General features: G+C 72.3%; 13 protein-coding genes and 1 tRNA gene. 7 read left to right on the top strand and 7 right to left on the bottom strand.

The window, feature by feature from the left end:
• Positions 1-108 precede the first annotated feature (108 nt).
• Positions 109-1,422 (top strand): SAM-dependent methyltransferase, encoded by a 1,314-nt coding sequence (locus tag J1792_RS02720; protein ID WP_086569966.1) that lies wholly within the window; start codon positions 109-111, stop codon positions 1,420-1,422.
• Positions 1,423-1,495: 73 nt separating this feature from the next.
• On the opposite strand, the gene J1792_RS02715 is transcribed toward J1792_RS02720, so the two are convergent.
• Complete coding sequence (locus J1792_RS02715) at positions 1,496-4,015, bottom strand: ABC transporter permease (RefSeq protein WP_086569931.1); 2,520 nt, start codon at positions 4,013-4,015, stop codon at positions 1,496-1,498.
• 36 nt (positions 4,016-4,051) lie between these two features.
• Complete coding sequence (locus J1792_RS02710; protein ID WP_086569929.1) at positions 4,052-4,861, bottom strand: ABC transporter ATP-binding protein; 810 nt, start codon at positions 4,859-4,861, stop codon at positions 4,052-4,054.
• A 376-nt stretch (positions 4,862-5,237) separates the two neighbouring features.
• Here J1792_RS02710 and J1792_RS02705 point away from each other — a divergent pair.
• Positions 5,238-5,320 (top strand) — tRNA-Leu (locus tag J1792_RS02705).
• Positions 5,321-5,616: 296 nt separating this feature from the next.
• Entirely contained in the window at positions 5,617-6,504 is an 888-nt protein-coding gene (locus J1792_RS02700; protein ID WP_086569927.1) for a Bax inhibitor-1/YccA family protein, read from the top strand.
• A 98-nt stretch (positions 6,505-6,602) separates the two neighbouring features.
• On the opposite strand, the gene J1792_RS02695 is transcribed toward J1792_RS02700, so the two are convergent.
• Positions 6,603-6,833, bottom strand: coding sequence for a DUF4287 domain-containing protein (locus J1792_RS02695; protein ID WP_071965358.1), 231 nt, complete (start codon positions 6,831-6,833; stop codon positions 6,603-6,605).
• Positions 6,834-6,931: 98 nt separating this feature from the next.
• On the opposite strand from J1792_RS02695, the gene J1792_RS02690 reads away from it, so the two are divergent.
• Positions 6,932-7,258 (top strand): hypothetical protein, encoded by a 327-nt coding sequence (locus J1792_RS02690; protein WP_207246613.1) that lies wholly within the window; start codon positions 6,932-6,934, stop codon positions 7,256-7,258.
• Positions 7,259-7,485: 227 nt separating this feature from the next.
• On the opposite strand, the gene J1792_RS02685 is transcribed toward J1792_RS02690, so the two are convergent.
• From J1792_RS02685 to J1792_RS02675, 3 genes are all read right to left on the bottom strand, one after another.
• Positions 7,486-8,280, bottom strand: a complete 795-nt coding sequence (locus J1792_RS02685; RefSeq protein ID WP_242645426.1) for a hypothetical protein — start codon at positions 8,278-8,280, stop codon at positions 7,486-7,488.
• Between the two features lie 263 nt (positions 8,281-8,543).
• The gene (locus J1792_RS02680) at positions 8,544-9,764 is read right to left on the bottom strand and encodes an acetyl-CoA C-acetyltransferase (protein WP_207246611.1); all 1,221 of its coding nucleotides are present in this window, start codon (positions 9,762-9,764) and stop codon (positions 8,544-8,546) included.
• A 119-nt stretch (positions 9,765-9,883) separates the two neighbouring features.
• Positions 9,884-10,915, bottom strand: a complete 1,032-nt coding sequence (locus tag J1792_RS02675) for an SGNH/GDSL hydrolase family protein (protein WP_207246610.1) — start codon at positions 10,913-10,915, stop codon at positions 9,884-9,886.
• A gap of 219 nt (positions 10,916-11,134) precedes the next feature.
• Here J1792_RS02675 and J1792_RS02670 point away from each other — a divergent pair, with 219 nt between their 5' ends.
• A complete protein-coding gene (locus tag J1792_RS02670; RefSeq protein WP_207246609.1) occupies positions 11,135-12,553 on the top strand; it encodes a cystathionine beta-synthase in 1,419 nt (472 codons plus the stop codon).
• Between the two features lie 346 nt (positions 12,554-12,899).
• Here J1792_RS02670 and J1792_RS02665 read toward each other — a convergent pair whose 3' ends face one another.
• Positions 12,900-13,331 carry a hypothetical protein gene (locus tag J1792_RS02665; protein WP_207246608.1) on the bottom strand — a complete coding sequence of 144 codons (432 nt, stop codon included), beginning with the start codon at positions 13,329-13,331 and terminating at the stop codon, positions 12,900-12,902.
• A 129-nt stretch (positions 13,332-13,460) separates the two neighbouring features.
• Here J1792_RS02665 and J1792_RS02660 point away from each other — a divergent pair, with 129 nt between their 5' ends.
• Positions 13,461-14,870, top strand: coding sequence for an acyl-CoA synthetase (locus J1792_RS02660; RefSeq protein WP_207247072.1), 1,410 nt, complete (start codon positions 13,461-13,463; stop codon positions 14,868-14,870).
• 72 nt (positions 14,871-14,942) lie between these two features.
• Positions 14,943-15,794: a MurR/RpiR family transcriptional regulator gene (locus tag J1792_RS02655; RefSeq protein WP_207246607.1), complete on the top strand. Its 852-nt coding sequence runs from the start codon at positions 14,943-14,945 to the stop codon at positions 15,792-15,794.
• Positions 15,795-15,804 lie beyond the last annotated feature (10 nt).

Genomic DNA, 15,804 nt, shown 5'->3' with positions numbered 1-15,804 from the left:
CGCGAAGTTGACCTAATCTGGATCGGCAGAAGGACTACAGCACGGCCTGTTGGTGTTCAGGTGTCAGATGAAACTATCTCCTGACACTTCATCATGGAGGTGTGCGACATGGCCGAGGCCGCCTCGCGGCTCACCACGCTCGCCGAGCAGGTACTGGGGAGGCCCTTCCCCGTCCGCCTGCGCGCCTGGGACCGCAGCGAGTCGGGACCGCCCGGCACTCCCGTCCTGATCATCAATCACCGCCGCGCCCTGCGCCGCCTGCTGTGGAAGCCGGGCGAGCTCGGCCTGGCGCGCGCCTGGGTCGCCGGCGACCTCGACGTCGAGGGCGACCTCTACGAAGCCCTCGACCTGCTCGCCGGCTCCCTGTGGGAGCGCGCCGAGGACGCCGCCCGGCCCGCCGGCCCCGCCGCCCTCCTCGGCGCCCTGCGCGACCCGGCGCTGCGCGCCGCGGGCCGCGAGCTGATCGCCCTCGCCGGACCCTGGGCGCCGCCCGCGCCACCGCCCGAGGAGGCCCGCCGCACCGGCGGCCCGCTGCACACCCTGCGCCGCGACAGGCAGGCCATCAGCCACCACTACGACGTCGGCAACGCCTTCTACGAGCGGGTCCTCGGCCCCTCCATGGTCTACTCCTGCGCCTATTGGGAGAGTCCCGGCTCCACCCTCGAGGACGCCCAGCGCGCCAAGCTCGACCTCATCTGCCGCAAGCTGGACCTCGGGCCGGGCCGGCGCCTGCTGGACGTCGGCTGCGGCTGGGGCTCGATGGTGCTGCACGCCGCCCGCGAGTACGGGGTGAGCGCCGTCGGCATCACCCTCTCCGAGGAACAGGCCGCCTACGCCCGCAAGCGCGTCGCCGAGGCCGGCCTGACGGACCGTATCGAGATCCGCGTCCAGGACTACCGGCTGGTCTCCGACGGGCCCTACGACGCCATCTCCTCCGTCGGCATGGCCGAGCACGTCGGCTCCGCCCGCTACGCCGAGTACGCCGCCGACCTCTACGCCCTGCTCCGGCCCGGCGGCAGGCTGCTGAACCACCAGATCGCCCGCCGCCCCCTGAAGGACGAGGAGGCCTACCGCGTCGACGAGTTCATAGACCGCTACGTCTTCCCCGACGGCGAGCTCGCCCCCGTCGGGCGGACCGTCGCCCAGCTGGAGGAGGCCGGGTTCGAGGTCCGGGACGTGGAGGCCCTGCGCGAGCACTACGCCCTGACGCTGCGCCAGTGGGTGGCCAACCTGGAGACCCACTGGGACGAGGCCGTACGGCTCACCTCCCCGGGCCGGGCCCGCGTCTGGCGGCTGTACATGGCCGCCTCGGCCCTGTCCTTCGAGCGCAACCGCATCGGCGTGAACCAGGTACTGGCGGTGCGCACGCCGGAGTCCGGCGAGCCGGGCCTGTCCCTGCGCACCCGCGACTGGCGCGGCTAGCGTCGGGACGCGCGAAGGGGCCCGGTCCGCATGGACCGGGCCCCTTCTCCGCATTTCCGCTTGCGCGTGCGGGCTACTCCGCCTTGATGGCGTCGAGCATGTTCAGCTTGGCCGCCCGGCGGGCGGGCCACAGCGCGGCCAGCACGCCCACCAGGGCGGACAGCAGCAGGAAGATGCCCATGCGCTCCCAGGGCAGCACCAGCTCGTAGGTGCTGATGCCCTTCTTGATGAGGTCGCCCGCGGCCCAGCCGAAGAAGACGCCCAGCCCGACACCCATCACACCGCCGAAGACCGAGATGATCAGGGACTCCAGCCGCACCATGCGCTTGATGCCCTTGCGGTCCAGGCCGATGGCGCGCAGCATGCCGATCTCCTGCCGGCGCTCGAAGACCGACATCGCCAGGGTGTTGACGACGCCGAGGACGGCGACGACCACGGCCATGGCCAGCAGGCCGTAGAGCATGTTGAGCAGCAGGCTGATGCCCTTGGAGATGCCGTCGGAGATGTCCTGCTTGGTTTGGATCCGGATGGCGGGGTTGTCGCCGAGGGCCTTGCCCAGCGCGTCCTTGGTGGCCTCGCTGGTGCCGGCCTTGGTCTTGACCAGCACCTGGCGGTCGTCGATCTGGCTCTGGTGCGGGGCCAGCGTCCTGGTGTCGACCATGATGCCGCGCATCAGGTCGTTGCCCTTGTAGACGCCGGAGACCGTCAGCCTGGCCTTCTTGCCGTCCTCGAAGGTGACGTCGAGGGACGAGCCGGTCTTCCAGTGGTTGGTGCGGGACGTGGCGTCGTCGATGACGACGTGGCCGCCCGAGAGGCCGGCGAAGGAGCCCGACGTGAACTCGAGGTTCATCAGCTTGCCGATGGCGGCGCCGTTGACGCCCATGAGCTCCCTGTGCTCGCCGGCGACCATGGACCAGGAGCTGCGCAGCGGGCTGGTGGCGGCGACGTCCGGGTGCGCGGAGAGCTTCTTCTCCACGTCGGTGGACAGCGGGGTCATGCTGGCCATGGAGACGACGTAGTCGGCCTTCATGGAGCCGGTGGCCATCTTGTCGATGGCCTGCTGCACGCTGCCGGCGATCACCGTCAGGCCGGTGATCAGGGTGAGGCCGATCATCAGCGCGGAGGCGGTGGCGGCGGTGCGGCGCGGGTTGCGGACCGCGTTCTGCCGGGCCAGCTTGCCGGTCATGCCGAACGGGCGCAGGATCGGGGCCGCGGCGGCGATCACCGGGCGGGACAGCAGCGGCGTCAGCACGAACACGCCGATGAGGACCAGGCCCGCGCCCAGACCCATCATGGTCGAGCTGGTGGCGGTCAGGACGATCGCGGCACCGATGGCGGTGATGACGCCGCCGATGGAGTTGCGGACCACCAGGGACTTGGTGGTGGCCACCGCGTGCACGCTGTTCATCGCGGCGACCGGCGGGATCTTCGCGGCGCGGCGGCCGGGCAGCCACGCGGCGAGCATGGTGACGACGACGCCGACGACCATGGACACCAGGACCGTGCTCGGGGCGATCACCAGCGGGCCGTCCGGGATGGTGGCGCCGGTGCCGCCGATCAGCGCCCGCAGGCCGGCGCCGATGCCGATGCCCGCGAGCAGACCGGTGACGCCCGCGACCGAGCCCACGACGAACGCCTCGATGAGCACCGAGCGGGTGACCTGGCGGCGGCTCGCGCCGACCGCGCGCAGCAGCGCCAGCTCCTTGGTGCGCTGGGAGACCAGCATGGTGAAGGTGTTGGCGATGATGAAGACGCCGACGAAGAGGGCTATGCCCGCGAAGACCAGCAGGCTGGTGCGCATGCCGTCCATGCCCTGGGCGATCACCCGGCTCTGCTCGTCGGCGAGCTCCTTGGCCGTGGTGGCCTTGGCGTCCTTGGGCAGGATCTTCTCGACGGACGCCTTCAGCGCGGCCTGGGAGGTGCCGGCCGCCGCCTTCACGTCGATCCGGTCGAACTCGCCGGGCTGTGCGTAGAGCTTCTGGGCGGTGGGCGTGTCGAAGAGGGCGAGGCTGCCGCCGGCGGAGACGTTGCCGTCGTCGGTGGTGAAGACGCCGGTGAGCTTCTGTCGCAGGACCGGTCCGTCGACGGAGACCCGGACGGTGTCGCCGACCTTGTAGCCGGCGCGCTCGGCGGTCTTGGCGTCGAGGGCGATCTCGCCGGCGCCCTGCGGCGCGCGGCCGCTCTTCATGGGGTAGCGGGGGTCCTTGCCGCCGCCGCCCGCGTAGTAGTTGGCGCCGGAGGAGTTGAAGCCCTCGCCGACGAGCTTGCCGTTCTTGTCGGCGACGGCGGCGAAGCCGCTGACCGAGCCGGTGGCGGAGGCGGCGCCGGGGACCTTGCCGGCCTGGTCGAGCAGCCGCCGGCCGAGCTTGGGGGTCCGGCCGGGCTTGTCCTCGTCGCCGGACGCCCGGTGGGGCTCGACGGCGACGTCGACGCCCGTGAAGCCCTTCTCGGAGCTCTTCTGGTACGCGGCGGAGATGGTCGAGGTGAAGACGAGGGTGCCGGAGACGAAGGCCACGCCGAGCATCACGGCGAGCACCGTCATCATCAGCCGGGCCTTGTGCGCGAGCACGTTGCGCAGGGCGGTACGGAACATTTCGGGGTCAGTCCTGGAGATCGAGTCCGGCGGTGATCAGCTCGTACGGCCCTTGGCGTCGAACCGCTTCATGCGGTCCAGGACGGCGTCGGCGGTGGGGTCGCGCATTTCGTCGACGATGCTGCCGTCGGCGAGGAAGACGACGCGGTCGGCGTAGGAGGCGGCGACGGGGTCGTGGGTGACCATGACGACGGTCTGGCCGAGTTCGCGCACGGAGTTGCGCAGGAAGCCGAGGACCTCGGCGCCGGAGCGGGAGTCGAGGTTTCCGGTGGGCTCGTCGGCGAACATGATCTCGGGGCGGCCGGCCAGGGCGCGGGCGACGGCCACGCGCTGCTGCTGGCCGCCGGAGAGCTGGTTCGGGCGGTGCTTGAGCCGTCCGGACAGGCCGACGGTGTCGACGACCATGTCGAGCCACTGCTTGTCGGGCTTGCGACCGGCGATGTCCATGGGGAGCGTGATGTTCTCCAGGGCGGTCAGCGTCGGCAGCAGGTTGAAGGCCTGGAAGATGAAGCCGATCTTGTCGCGGCGCAGCCGGGTCAGCTTCTTGTCGTTGAGGGTGGTCAGCTCGGTGTCGCCGATGCGGGCGGAGCCGCCGGAGACGGAGTCGAGGCCGGCCATGCAGTGCATGAGGGTCGACTTGCCGGAGCCGGACGGGCCCATGATCGCGGTGAACTCGGCCTGCCGGAACTCCACGGAGACCGCGTCCAGCGCGACCACCTGCGTCTCGCCCTGTCCGTAGACCTTGGTGAGATCCGTGGCGCGGGCTGCGACCGCGGTGCTGCGGACGGCGGTCGGGGCGCCGAAGGGGGTGGTGGTCACGGTGGAGCGCTCCTGTCGGGACGGCATGTCAGGGGACGTACTCCATGGTCCTGTGCGGACACGGGGCGCGGATCAGCCGGAGCTCCGGTTCTCGGGGCAGTCTCGGGAGGTACGCGAGGGCGGCCCCGTCATCCCTGGGTAGGAGACGGGTGCTTACCGAGAGCGACGAGATTGCGACAATTCCGCTTCCTCCCGGGGGTGGGGTGATGAACGGGGGAGATGGGCCTCTGGCATGTGCCAAAGGCGTCATCCCTGCACTGATGGGGGCTCAGTTGCCATTAAAATAAGACAACCTCGGGTCATCGTTCCGCTGATTGGGGGGCGCTGCCCGGCTAGGCTCGTCCTGCTCTCCTCGCGGTGGAGGTTCGCGCACCTCTCCGCCCGCTCCTGCCCGAGAGCCCACGCCCGGATGGTGGAATGCAGACACGGCGAGCTTAAACCTCGCTGGCCCTTCGGGCCGTGCCGGTTCAAGTCCGGCTCCGGGCACTTCCTGCTCCGCTTCCCTGCAGCTTCACCCGTCGCCTCGGCGCCCTTCCGTATCGTGCGGACCGGGCGCCACGCGGGAATACCCGCTTTCCCGCGTTCTTCGCGGAACCGATCGTCGCCCGTTCGCGTTGTCCGGTACGTATCCGCAGGCATCCAGCAGACATCCGGTGGGCATCCGGTAGGCATCCGGTACGGAGTGCGGTAAGAAAAGATCGTCCCGAAGCAGGAGAGTCGTTCTTTTGCCTACCTATTACCCTTGAGCCCAAGGCCGCGCCGTGTGGCCATGGAGGAGTGAGATGAGGAGCAGGAACCCGGTCTTCTCGCGACGGGGGTTCAGCGGCGGTCACGCGGGCTTCGACGCGGGCCCGCAGGCCGGGACCGCGCAGGCCCAGGGCAACCCGTACGCGGCCAACCCGTACGCCGGAAACCCCTACGGCCAGCCCGCCAACCCCTACGCGGCCAACCCGTACGCCCAGGGCGGTCCGGACCTTCAGCAGGGCTACCCCCCGCAGGCGCCCGCGCGCGCCGCCGACCGCATGACGATCGACGACGTCGTCGCGCGGACCTCCATCACGCTGGGCCTCGTGGTCCTCGCCGCCGGCGCCGCCTGGGCGCTGCGGCTGCCCGTGGGCGTCGGCTTCGCGGCCGGCCTCGTGGCCATGGTGCTCGGCTTCGTCCAGTCCTTCCGGCGCACGGTCTCCCCGGCGCTCATCCTGGGCTACGCCGTCTTCGAGGGCCTGTTCCTCGGCGTCATCAGCCAGGTCTACAACGAGGTCGCCAAGGGCGCCCCGATGCAGGCCGTGCTCGGCACGATGGCCGTCTTCGCCGGTGTGCTGATCGCCTACCGGGCCAAGATCATCAGGGTCAACGCCCGCTTCATGCGGTTCGTGATCGGCGCCGCCATCGGCTTCGCGCTGCTGTCGCTGGTCAACGTCCTGGTCGCCGTCTTCGTCGGCGGTGACGGGCTCGGCCTGCGCACCGGCGGCCTGGGCATCGTCTTCGGCGTCATCGGCGTCGTGATCGGTGCGGCGTTCCTGGCGCTTGACTTCAAGCAGGTCGAGGACGGCGTGCGGTACGGCGCTCCGCGCGAGGAGTCGTGGCTGGCGGCGTTCGGTCTGACGATGACGCTGGTGTGGATCTACACCGAGATCCTCCGGCTCATCGCGATCCTGAATAACGACTAGCGCGCATAAATGCGTAACCGGTGACGGGGGATCCCCGGCCGGCGACGGGGCCCGGGAGGACTTTGTCCTCCCGGGCCCCGTCGTGTTTGCGGCGCCCGCTACCGGAGCTTCCGCGCGGCCCGTCGCAGGTCGTACTCGTGGACGATCGCCTTTGCGTGGCCGTAAGCGAGATTGTGCTCTCCGCGCAGCCAGCTGACCTTCTCCTCGAAGCGGAAGAGAGAGGGTCCTTCTTCGACCGTGCGCAGCCAGTCGGCTACTTCGCGGCCGGTGCAGTGGGGGATTCGGGAGAGCAGGTTCCGGTGGGTCTCGTCGGAGAAGACGTGGGACATCGGCGCCTCCGGACGCGTGGAATGATGGTCCTTCATGTCACCGTGCCCGAGTGTTCAAGCGTTGGCAACAGTCGGTGGGCGGCGCATAGGCTCGTGGCGTGGATGATGTGACGCCTCTCCTGGCCGCCGTGGACAGCTTCGCCGACCGGCTGCGGACCCTTCCCCAGTCCCGACTCAGCCGCGGGGCGGCGGCGGAAGCGCTGGCCCTGGCGCGAGAGTTGGCCGCCTGGACCCAGCGGATCGAGGAGCCGGGGGCCGTCGAGCTGAGGGAAATGCCGGACGCCGGGATGTTCGCGGTCGCCGACCAAGTGGCGGTGGCCGGCCATGATTTGGCCGAAGCGCTCATCGCCTCCGGCGGGGTGGCCGAGGGTGCGGCGGAGGCCGTGTCGCTTGTGCGGGCCGCCGAGCGGCGGTGCGGGCTGTAGGGGGCGGGGTCGTCGGTGGGGCGGGGCCGGGGCGGGACGGGCCGGGCCCTTCCGGGGCTGGATTATTTACGCCCCCCTCTGGCGTGAGGGTGCTCCGCGTGTCGCCGCAAATAACCCTTACGCCCCTGCCAGGGCCCGGCCCGTCCGCCCCGGCCCCTCCGGTCGGTCCTCGGGTGCGGCTCCTTACGGCGACGCTCTGGCCGCCCCGGCCCCTCGGGTGCGGCTTCTTACAGCGACGCTATGACCCTGTCCGCCAGGACGTAGACGCTGCCCGTCCGGCAGCGGAAGGTCAGGGCGTAGGCGCCCGAGACGCCCGAGCCGCCCAGCAGTACGGGTGCGTCGCCCGCGCGCAGGGCCTCGGCCAGGCGCTCGGCGGTCTCGCGGTGGCCGGGGGTCATACAGACCGTGGTGCCGTCGGCGAAGACGTAGACGTCGAGCGTGCCCAGCGGGCCCGGGCGGACGTCCGCCAGCGGGATCTCCGCCTCCGCCAGCTCCTCGAGGAGCTCGACCGTGTGCTCGTGGTCGGTCGCGGCCGCCGCCACCGGCGAGAAGTCCGGGTGCGAGGGGTGCCGGCGGCGCGCGGCGGCCAGCTCGGGGGAGTCCGCGGCCTCCGCCTCGTCGGCCGGGTCGACCTGGCGGGGCAGGTAGAAGCCGCCGTACGGGCTCTCCAGGAGCGGCTCGTCGCCCAGGCCCGGCAGCCCGCCCAGCAGGGAGGGGGCGTCGGCCGCGTTCGTCAGGTCGCGCGCCTCCTGCGCCGCCCAGAACGCGCGGGCCTCGGCCAGCTCCCGCTCGCGCTCCTCGGCCAGGGCGTCGGCCACCGCCGCCCGTATCTCGGAGAGCTCGGCGACCGGCGCGCTGCGGGCGGGAGGCACCGTCGCGGTGCGCGTCTCGCGCTCCGCCGTCGCGGCCGCCAGGTCGGCGCGCAGCTCGGTGAGCTGGCGGCGCAGGCCGCGCGTACCGAGCAGGGCGGCGACGCCCGCGGCCGTGGCGGCGGCAGCGGCCAGCAGCAGGGCAAGAGACATGGCGCTCACTGGCGAACTCCCGGTTGCTATGGATCCCCCGAATTCCTACCTCAGCTTCGCGCACGTCCTGGGAGTCCCGCAGTGCGAAACGTCATGAACCGGACGGGACTTGGGTCCCGGACGTTGTACCTTCAACCACTCTGACCTGCGGAAACGAATCTCCCCCGGGATGTTCGTCACATCCTGGGGGAGATTCGGTCACGTTTTGGCAAGGTCCGTGCCTGGTGCTGCTGGCAGTTGCCCGGCGGTCACGATGGCCGGTGTCAGCTCAGGCGCTCGATCACCATTGCCATGCCCTGGCCTCCACCGACGCACATCGTCTCCAGGCCGAACTGCTTGTCGTGGAACTGGAGGGAGTTGATCAGCGTGGTGGTGATGCGGGCGCCCGTCATGCCGAAGGGGTGGCCGACCGCGATGCCGCCGCCGTTGACGTTGAGCCTGTCGATGTCGATGCCCAGGTCGCGGTAGGAGGGGATGACCTGCGCGGCGAACGCCTCGTTGATCTCGACCAGGTCGATGTCGCCGATCGACAGGCCGGCCCGCTTCAGGGCCTGCTTGCTGGCCTCGACCGGGCCGTAGCCCATGATCTCGGGCGACAGCGCCGAGACGCCGGTGGAGACGATGCGGGCGAGCGGGGTCAGGCCCAGCTCGCGGGCCTTGGTGTCGGACATGATCACCAGGGCGGCGGCGCCGTCGTTGAGCGGGCAGCAGTTGGCGGCCGTGATCATGCCGTCCGGGCGGAACGCGGGCTTGAGGCCCGCCACGCCCTCGAGGGTGACGCCCGCGCGGGGGCCGTCGTCCTGGGAGACGACCGTGCCGTCGGGGAGCGTCACCGGGGTGATCTCGCGCTGCCAGAAGCCCTTGGCGAGCGCCTGCTCGGCGAGGTTCTGCGAGCGGACGCCGAACTCGTCCATCTCCTCGCGGGTGATGCCCTTGAGGCGGGCGAGGTTCTCGGCGGTCTGGCCCATCGCGATGTACGCGTCGGGGACCAGGCCGTCCTCGCGCGGGTCGCGCCAGCCCTCGCCGCCCTGTTCGGCGCGGGCGGCCGTGCGGGCCTCGGCGTCGGCGAAGAGGGGGTTGTGGGTGCCGGGCATGCCGTCGGAGGAGCCGTTGACCGAGCGGGAGACCGTCTCGACGCCCGCCGAGATGAAGACGTCGCCCTCGCCCGCCTTGATGGCGTGCAGCGCCATCCGCGAGGTCTGCAGCGAGGAGGCGCAGTAGCGGGTGATCGTGGTGGCGGGCAGGTGGTCCATGCCCATCTGCACGGCCACGATCCGGCCGAGGTTGTGGCCCTGCTCGCCGCCGGGCAGGCCGCAGCCGAGCATCAGGTCGTCGATCTCGCGCGGGTCGAGGCCGGGCACCTTCTCGAGCGCCGCCTGGATGATCGTGGCGGTGAGGTCGTCGGGCCGCATGTCCTTCAGCGAGCCCTTGAAGGCGCGGCCGATGGGGGAGCGGGCGGTTGAGACGATCACGGCTTCGGGCATCACACGGCTCCAAGTGACGAGGGACGACTTCCCGGAAGTTACCCGCCCGTAGCCTCTTGGTCACGATCTGCGGGCTGTGATGCGGGCCTCTTTTCTAAGCGCTTGCTCACTCGTCGTGCTCACAGCGTACGCCCGGGGGCGGGCCGGGCGGGGTGGGTCTCGGCCGCCTCGGTGTGGGCGGGCAGCCGGCGCCGCTTGCGGTGCTTGAGCAGCGCCCAGCGGCCGCGGGCCGTCGCCGTGACCTCCGTGCCGCCCTCCGCGGCGGCCTGGGCCGCGGCCGTGGCCACCGGAAGGATGCCCTCGCGGCGGGCGGCGTCCGGCCGCTCGTCCTCGGGCCACAGGCCCAGCGCCGCGCAGAGGGTGGGCAGCAGGGCCATGGCCGCCGTGGCGTAGCCCTCGGCGGACGGGTGGTAGTTGTCCGGGCCGAACAGCTCGCGCGGGTTCGACGCGAACTCCGGGCCCAGCAGGTCGCCCAGCGAGACCGTGCGCCCGCCGGCCTCCAGCACCCCTATCGTCTGCGCCGCCGCCAGCTGGCGGCTCAGCCGCCGGGCCAGCCAGCGCAGCGGCTGGTAGACCGGCTCGATCGTGCCCAGGTCGGGGCAGGTGCCCACGACGACCTCGCAGCCCGCGTCGCGCAGCCGGTGCACCGCCTCCGACAGCAGCCGCACGGAGCGGGCGTAGGGCACCCGGTGGGTCACGTCGTTGGCGCCGATCATGATCACGCAGACGTCGGGGATGCGGTCGGGGAGCGAGAGGATCTGGGTGACCTGGCGCTCGAGGTCGTAGGACTGGGCGCCGGACAGCGCCACGGTGCGCAGTTCCACCGGGCGTTCCGCCACCGCCGCCAGGCCCGAGGCCAGCAGGGCGCCGGGGGTCTGCCGGGGGCGGTGGACGCCCTGGCCGGCGGCCGTGGAGTCGCCCAGGACGCCCAGCAGCAGGGGTTCGCGTCCCAGGCGGTGGACGAAGGCGGAGCCGTAGCGGCCGTCCGCGTGCGGCGGGCTGTCGTTGTGGCCGCCGACCACGCGCCGGGCCAGGGCCACCTCGGTGAGCAGGACGCCGAGCACGGCGCCGCCCAGCAGGCCCGCGCCGCCTCCCCCGTATGCCGCCGCCGCCGCGATCCGCCGCGCGACCCTCGCCCTCTGCATGGACATCGGCAGGCCTCCTTCGCGCCACGAAAACCCGATCACAAGCCGTTTTACAAACGCTTCATAAAAGCTTCACGAACCGCGCGGGCCCTTTGCCGGAGCGCGTTACCAGCAGGTTGCCCCGTGAGCGGCCGCGTGCAACCGCCACTGGTGCAGTCGGACGCGCAATAGGCTGGCGGTATGGGCACGCGACGACCGCTAGTGCCCCCGACCGCGGAGATCACCGTGCAGTATCGCGATTCGATGATTGAGCTCGTTGGCAACACCCCGCTCGTGAAGCTCAACAGCGTGACCGAAGGCATTCAGGCGACCGTGCTGGCCAAGGTCGAGTACTTCAATCCCGGCGGCTCGGTCAAGGACCGCATCGCCCTGCGCATGATCGAGGCCGCCGAGAAGTCCGGGGAGCTCAAGCCCGGTGGCACGATCGTCGAGCCGACGTCCGGCAACACCGGCGTGGGTCTGGCCATCGTGGCCCAGCAGAAGGGCTACAAGTGCATCTTCGTCTGCCCGGACAAGGTCTCCACTGACAAGATCAACGTGCTGCGGGCCTACGGCGCCGAGGTCGTGGTCTGCCCGACCGCGGTCGACCCCGAGCACCCGGACTCGTACTACAACGTCTCCGACCGTCTGGTGCGCGAGACCCCCAACGCCTGGAAGCCCGACCAGTACAGCAACCCCAACAACCCGCTCTCGCACTACTACTCCACCGGTCCGGAGCTGTGGGAGCAGACCGAGGGGAAGATCACCCACTTCGTGGCGGGCGTCGGCACCGGCGGCACCATCAGCGGCACCGGCCGCTACCTCAAGGAGGTCAGCGACGGCCGGGTGAAGGTCATCGGCTCCGACCCCGAGGGCTCGGTCTACAGCGGCGGTTCCGGCCGTCCGTACCTCATCGAGGGCGTCGGTGAGGACTTCTGGCCGTCCGCCTACGACGGCACGGTCACCGACGAGATCATCGCGGTCTCCGACAAGGACGCCTTCCAGATGACCCGCCGCCTGGCCAAGGAGGAGGGCCTGCTCGTCGGCGGTTCCTGCGGCATGGCGGTCGTCAGCGCGCTGGAGGTCGCCAAGCGGCTCGGCCCGGACGACGTGGTCGTCGTCCTGCTGCCCGACAGCGGCCGCGGCTACCTGAGCAAGATCTTCAACGACGAGTGGATGGCCGACTACGGCTTCCTGGAGGAGCCCGGCGACGCCGCCCGCGTCGGCGACGTGCTGCGCCGCAAGGACGGCGGCATCCCCTCGCTGGTGCACATGCACCCCGAGGAGACCGTGGGCGAGGCCATCGAGGTGCTGCGCGAGTACGGCGTCTCGCAGATGCCGATCGTCAAGCCGGGCGCCGGCCACCCCGACGTGATGGCCGCCGAGGTCATCGGCTCGGTCGTCGAACGCGACCTGCTGGACGCGCTGTTCACCCAGCGCGCCTCGCTCGGCGACCCGCTGGAGAAGCACATGAGCACCCCGCTGCCGCAGGTCGGCTCCGGTGAGCCGGTCGCGGACCTGATGGCCGTGCTCGGCGACGCGGACGCGGCCATCGTGCTGGTCGAGGGCAAGCCGACCGGCGTGGTGAGCCGTCAGGACCTGCTGGCCTTCCTGGCCGAGGGCCACAACGGCGCGGCGAAGCAGGCCGCGCCGCACGTCGCCTGACGGGCCGTGACGCGTCGCGGGGCGGGTTTCCCGGCGCGTCGCCGGACGGCTCGCGAAAGGCACGCGTGCGTCATGCGCGCGCAGCGTGGGCTTAACACGCGCCCGGCATAGTGAGGGACGTCGGCGAGGGCGGCACCCCGCCCGGGCCGGCGTCCCGATCGCGACGGCCGGGCCTTCGGAGCGGCTCCCGGACCCGGCCGTCGGACGCGGGGTCAGGCCTTCGGGTCCGGACCGCGCCCCACGTGGGACCGCCGTCGTCCCGACCCCGGCTCCGGCCGGGGTGCGGCGGTCCCGCGTCGATCGGCCCGCGGCGCGGCGCTCACCGGCGCCGCGTCGGCTCCACTCCTCAGCTCCACTCCTCGGGCCGGTCCTCGCGGGCGCGGCGCGACCAGGGCGGTCCGCCCGCCGCCTGGGCGACGTTGACGCCCACGATGCCCGCCCAGGTCACCAGCAGGCCGGGCAGTCCGGCGTTGACCGCGCCGATCGCCGACAGCGGTACGGCCAGCACCAGCGAGAGCGTCGCGAAGCCGAAGCGTTCGCCGAAGGTGCCGGTGCCCGGGCCGTCGGCCGTCCGCCCCCGGGCGACGGCCATCCGGTGCTCCGCCAGGTGCCGGCGCACCTGCCGGTCGGCGGTCGCGTCCAGCTTTCGCTCGATGTGCTGCTCGACCCTCTCCAGGAACGAGTCGAGGAGCTCCTGTTCGTACTCCGGCCCCAGCTCCTTGCGGGTCTGCAGGGTCGCGTCGAGGTCCTTCTTCAGGTCGGTGTCGCGAGCCATCATGCCTACGACGGTACGGTCGCCTCGGGCCCCGGGTCGCTGGGGCCAGCACCCGTATCCGCGGAGGGGGTGCCCCCCGAGCGGGGCGAGCCCCCGGGGAAGGAGCAGACCGTGAGCGACGCACCCGAGGCCATGGGGCCGGGGACGAGGGCGCAGGGCGCGCCCGCCGGTGGGAACGTGGTGCCCCCGCCCCTGCTGACGTCCCTCCTCGCGCCGGACGCCGGCGACCGGGCGGACGCCCTGACCGTGGCCGGGCGGTCCCTGTCCCGGGAGGAACTCCTGGGCGCGGCGGGCGCGGTGGCCTCGCGGATCGCCGGGGCCGCGTCCGTGGCGGTACGCGCCGAGGCGACGCCCGAGACGGTCGTGGCCGTCGTCGGCGGCCTGCTCGCCGGGGTGCCTGTGGTGCCGCTGCCGCCGGACGCGGGGCCCGCCGAGCGCGACCACATCCTGCGCGACTCCGGCGCCGAGCTGGTCCTCGGCGAGGACGTGCCGGTGGACACGGCCGAGCGGGGCTCGTGGTCGGGTCCCGAGGCGGACCCGGAGGCGACCGCCTTCGTGCTCTACACCTCCGGCACGACCGGGGCGCCCAAGGGCGCGCTCATCCCGCGCGGCGCCGTCGCGGCGGGCCTGGACGGGCTCGCCGAGGCGTGGCGGTGGACGGCCGAGGACACCCTCGTGCACGGGCTGCCGCTCTTCCACGTCCACGGCCTGGTGCTCGGCGTGCTGGGCGCGCTGCGCACCGGCTGCCGCCTGGTGCACACCGGCCGGCCGACCCCCGAGGCGTACGCGGCGGCGGGCGGCAGCCTGTACTTCGGCGTGCCGACCGTGTGGTCGCGCGTCGTGCGGGACCACGCCGCCGCGCGGGCGCTCGCCGGCGCCCGGCTGCTGGTGTCGGGCAGCGCCGCCCTGCCCGCACCGGTCTTCCGGGACCTCGAGGCGCTCACCGGGCAGCGGCCCGTCGAGCGCTACGGCATGACCGAGACCCTGATCACCGTCTCGACGCGGGCGGACGGCGAGCGCCGCCAGGGCTCGGTCGGGGTGCCGATCCGGGGCGTACGGACCCGGGTGGTGGCCACGGGCGAGGAGGGCGGCATCGGGGAGCTGGAGGTGGCCGGGCCGACGCTGTTCTCCGGCTACCTCGGCCGGCCGGAGGCGACGGCGGCCTCGTACACCGCCGACGGCTTCTTCCGTACGGGCGACATCGCCGCCCTCGACGAGGACGGCTCCCACCGCATCGTGGGGCGCGCCTCCACCGACCTGATCAAGTCCGGCGGCTACCGCGTCGGCGCGGGCGAGGTCGAGAACGCCCTGCTGGACCACCCGGCGGTCAGCGAGGCGGCGGTCGTCGGGCTGCCGCACGAGGACCTGGGGCAGGAGATCGTGGCGTACGTGGTGGCCGACGGGGTGAGCGAGCGGGCGCTGATCGACTTCGTGGCGGGGCACCTCTCCGTCCACAAGCGCCCGCGCCGCATCCGTTTCCTGGACGCGCTGCCGCGCAACGCGATGGGCAAGCCGCAGAAGAAGTTGCTGCCGCCCCTGTGAGGGGCGGCCGGCCTCCCGTACCCTGCATACTTTCATGCAGGGTACGGGTGGACTGAATGGCCAAGGAGGGTCATGAGCGAGACCGGGAGCGAACCGGAAGCCATCGCACGGCTGCAGAAGCTCTTCGAGGGGCACCGGCTGACGCCCACCCAGCGCCGCATCGCCCACTGCATGGTGCGCCGCGCCGCCGACGCGCCGTTCCTCTCCAGCGTGGAGCTGGCCGACCTCGCCGGCGTCAGCCAGCCGTCCGTGACCCGCTTCGCGGTCGCCCTCGGCTTCGACGGCTACCCGGCGCTGCGCCGGCACCTGCGGGACGTGGTCCCCGCCGTCGAGGCGCCGGCCGAGAGCTCGTTCAACGAGTACCAGCAGGCGGTCCACGCCGAGATCGACAACCTCCGCCACCTCGCCTCCCTGCTCGCCGACCCGGCCCCGGTCTCGCGCGCCGGCCGGCTGCTGGCCGCCTCCCGCCCACTGCCCGTCCTCGGACTGCGCGCGGCCGGCGCCCAGGCGGCCGGCTTCGCCTACTTCGCCCGCAAGGTCCACCCCGACGTGCGGCTCCTCGACGAGGGCGGCACGCTGCTCGTCGACCGCGTCGACGCCGCCGTGCGGGCGGGCGCCAGCGCGCTGCTGTGCTTCGCGCTGCCCCGCCACCCGCGCGAGGTCGTCGACGCCCTGGAGTACGCGCGGAGCGCCGGCCTGACCGTCGTCACGGTCGCCGACTCCACGTTCGCCCCCGTCGCCCGGCACAGCGACCTCCTGCTGCCCGCCGCCGTCGGCACCGGCCTCGCCTTCGACACCGCCTGCGCCCCCATGCTGCTGGGCAGGGTGCTGCTGGAGGCCATGTGCGACGCGCTGCCCGAGGCCCAGGCCCGCCTGGAGGAGTTCGACGCCAAGGCGGCGACCCGGGGGCTGTTCGTCGAGTGAGGGCCGCCCG

It is taken from the genome of Streptomyces triculaminicus (genome assembly GCF_017349075.1).
Lineage (GTDB): Bacteria > Actinomycetota > Actinomycetes > Streptomycetales > Streptomycetaceae > Streptomyces > Streptomyces triculaminicus.
This window is presented reverse-complemented; position numbering and strand designations above follow the sequence as displayed.

Coding starts and splice junctions, on each gene's coding strand:
- J1792_RS02655 (WP_207246607.1), top strand. CDS start 14,943: ATGAGCGAGACCGGGAGCGAACCGGAAGCCATCGCACGGCTGCAGAAG.
- J1792_RS02710 (WP_086569929.1), bottom strand. CDS start 4,861: ATGCCGTCCCGACAGGAGCGCTCCACCGTGACCACCACCCCCTTCGGC.
- J1792_RS02680 (WP_207246611.1), bottom strand. CDS start 9,764: ATGCCCGAAGCCGTGATCGTCTCAACCGCCCGCTCCCCCATCGGCCGC.
- J1792_RS02685 (WP_242645426.1), bottom strand. CDS start 8,280: ATGTCTCTTGCCCTGCTGCTGGCCGCTGCCGCCGCCACGGCCGCGGGC.
- J1792_RS02715 (WP_086569931.1), bottom strand. CDS start 4,015: ATGTTCCGTACCGCCCTGCGCAACGTGCTCGCGCACAAGGCCCGGCTG.
- J1792_RS02695 (WP_071965358.1), bottom strand. CDS start 6,833: ATGTCCCACGTCTTCTCCGACGAGACCCACCGGAACCTGCTCTCCCGA.
- J1792_RS02665 (WP_207246608.1), bottom strand. CDS start 13,331: ATGATGGCTCGCGACACCGACCTGAAGAAGGACCTCGACGCGACCCTG.
- J1792_RS02660 (WP_207247072.1), top strand. CDS start 13,461: ATGGGGCCGGGGACGAGGGCGCAGGGCGCGCCCGCCGGTGGGAACGTG.
- J1792_RS02675 (WP_207246610.1), bottom strand. CDS start 10,915: ATGTCCATGCAGAGGGCGAGGGTCGCGCGGCGGATCGCGGCGGCGGCG.
- J1792_RS02720 (WP_086569966.1), top strand. CDS start 109: ATGGCCGAGGCCGCCTCGCGGCTCACCACGCTCGCCGAGCAGGTACTG.
- J1792_RS02700 (WP_086569927.1), top strand. CDS start 5,617: ATGAGGAGCAGGAACCCGGTCTTCTCGCGACGGGGGTTCAGCGGCGGT.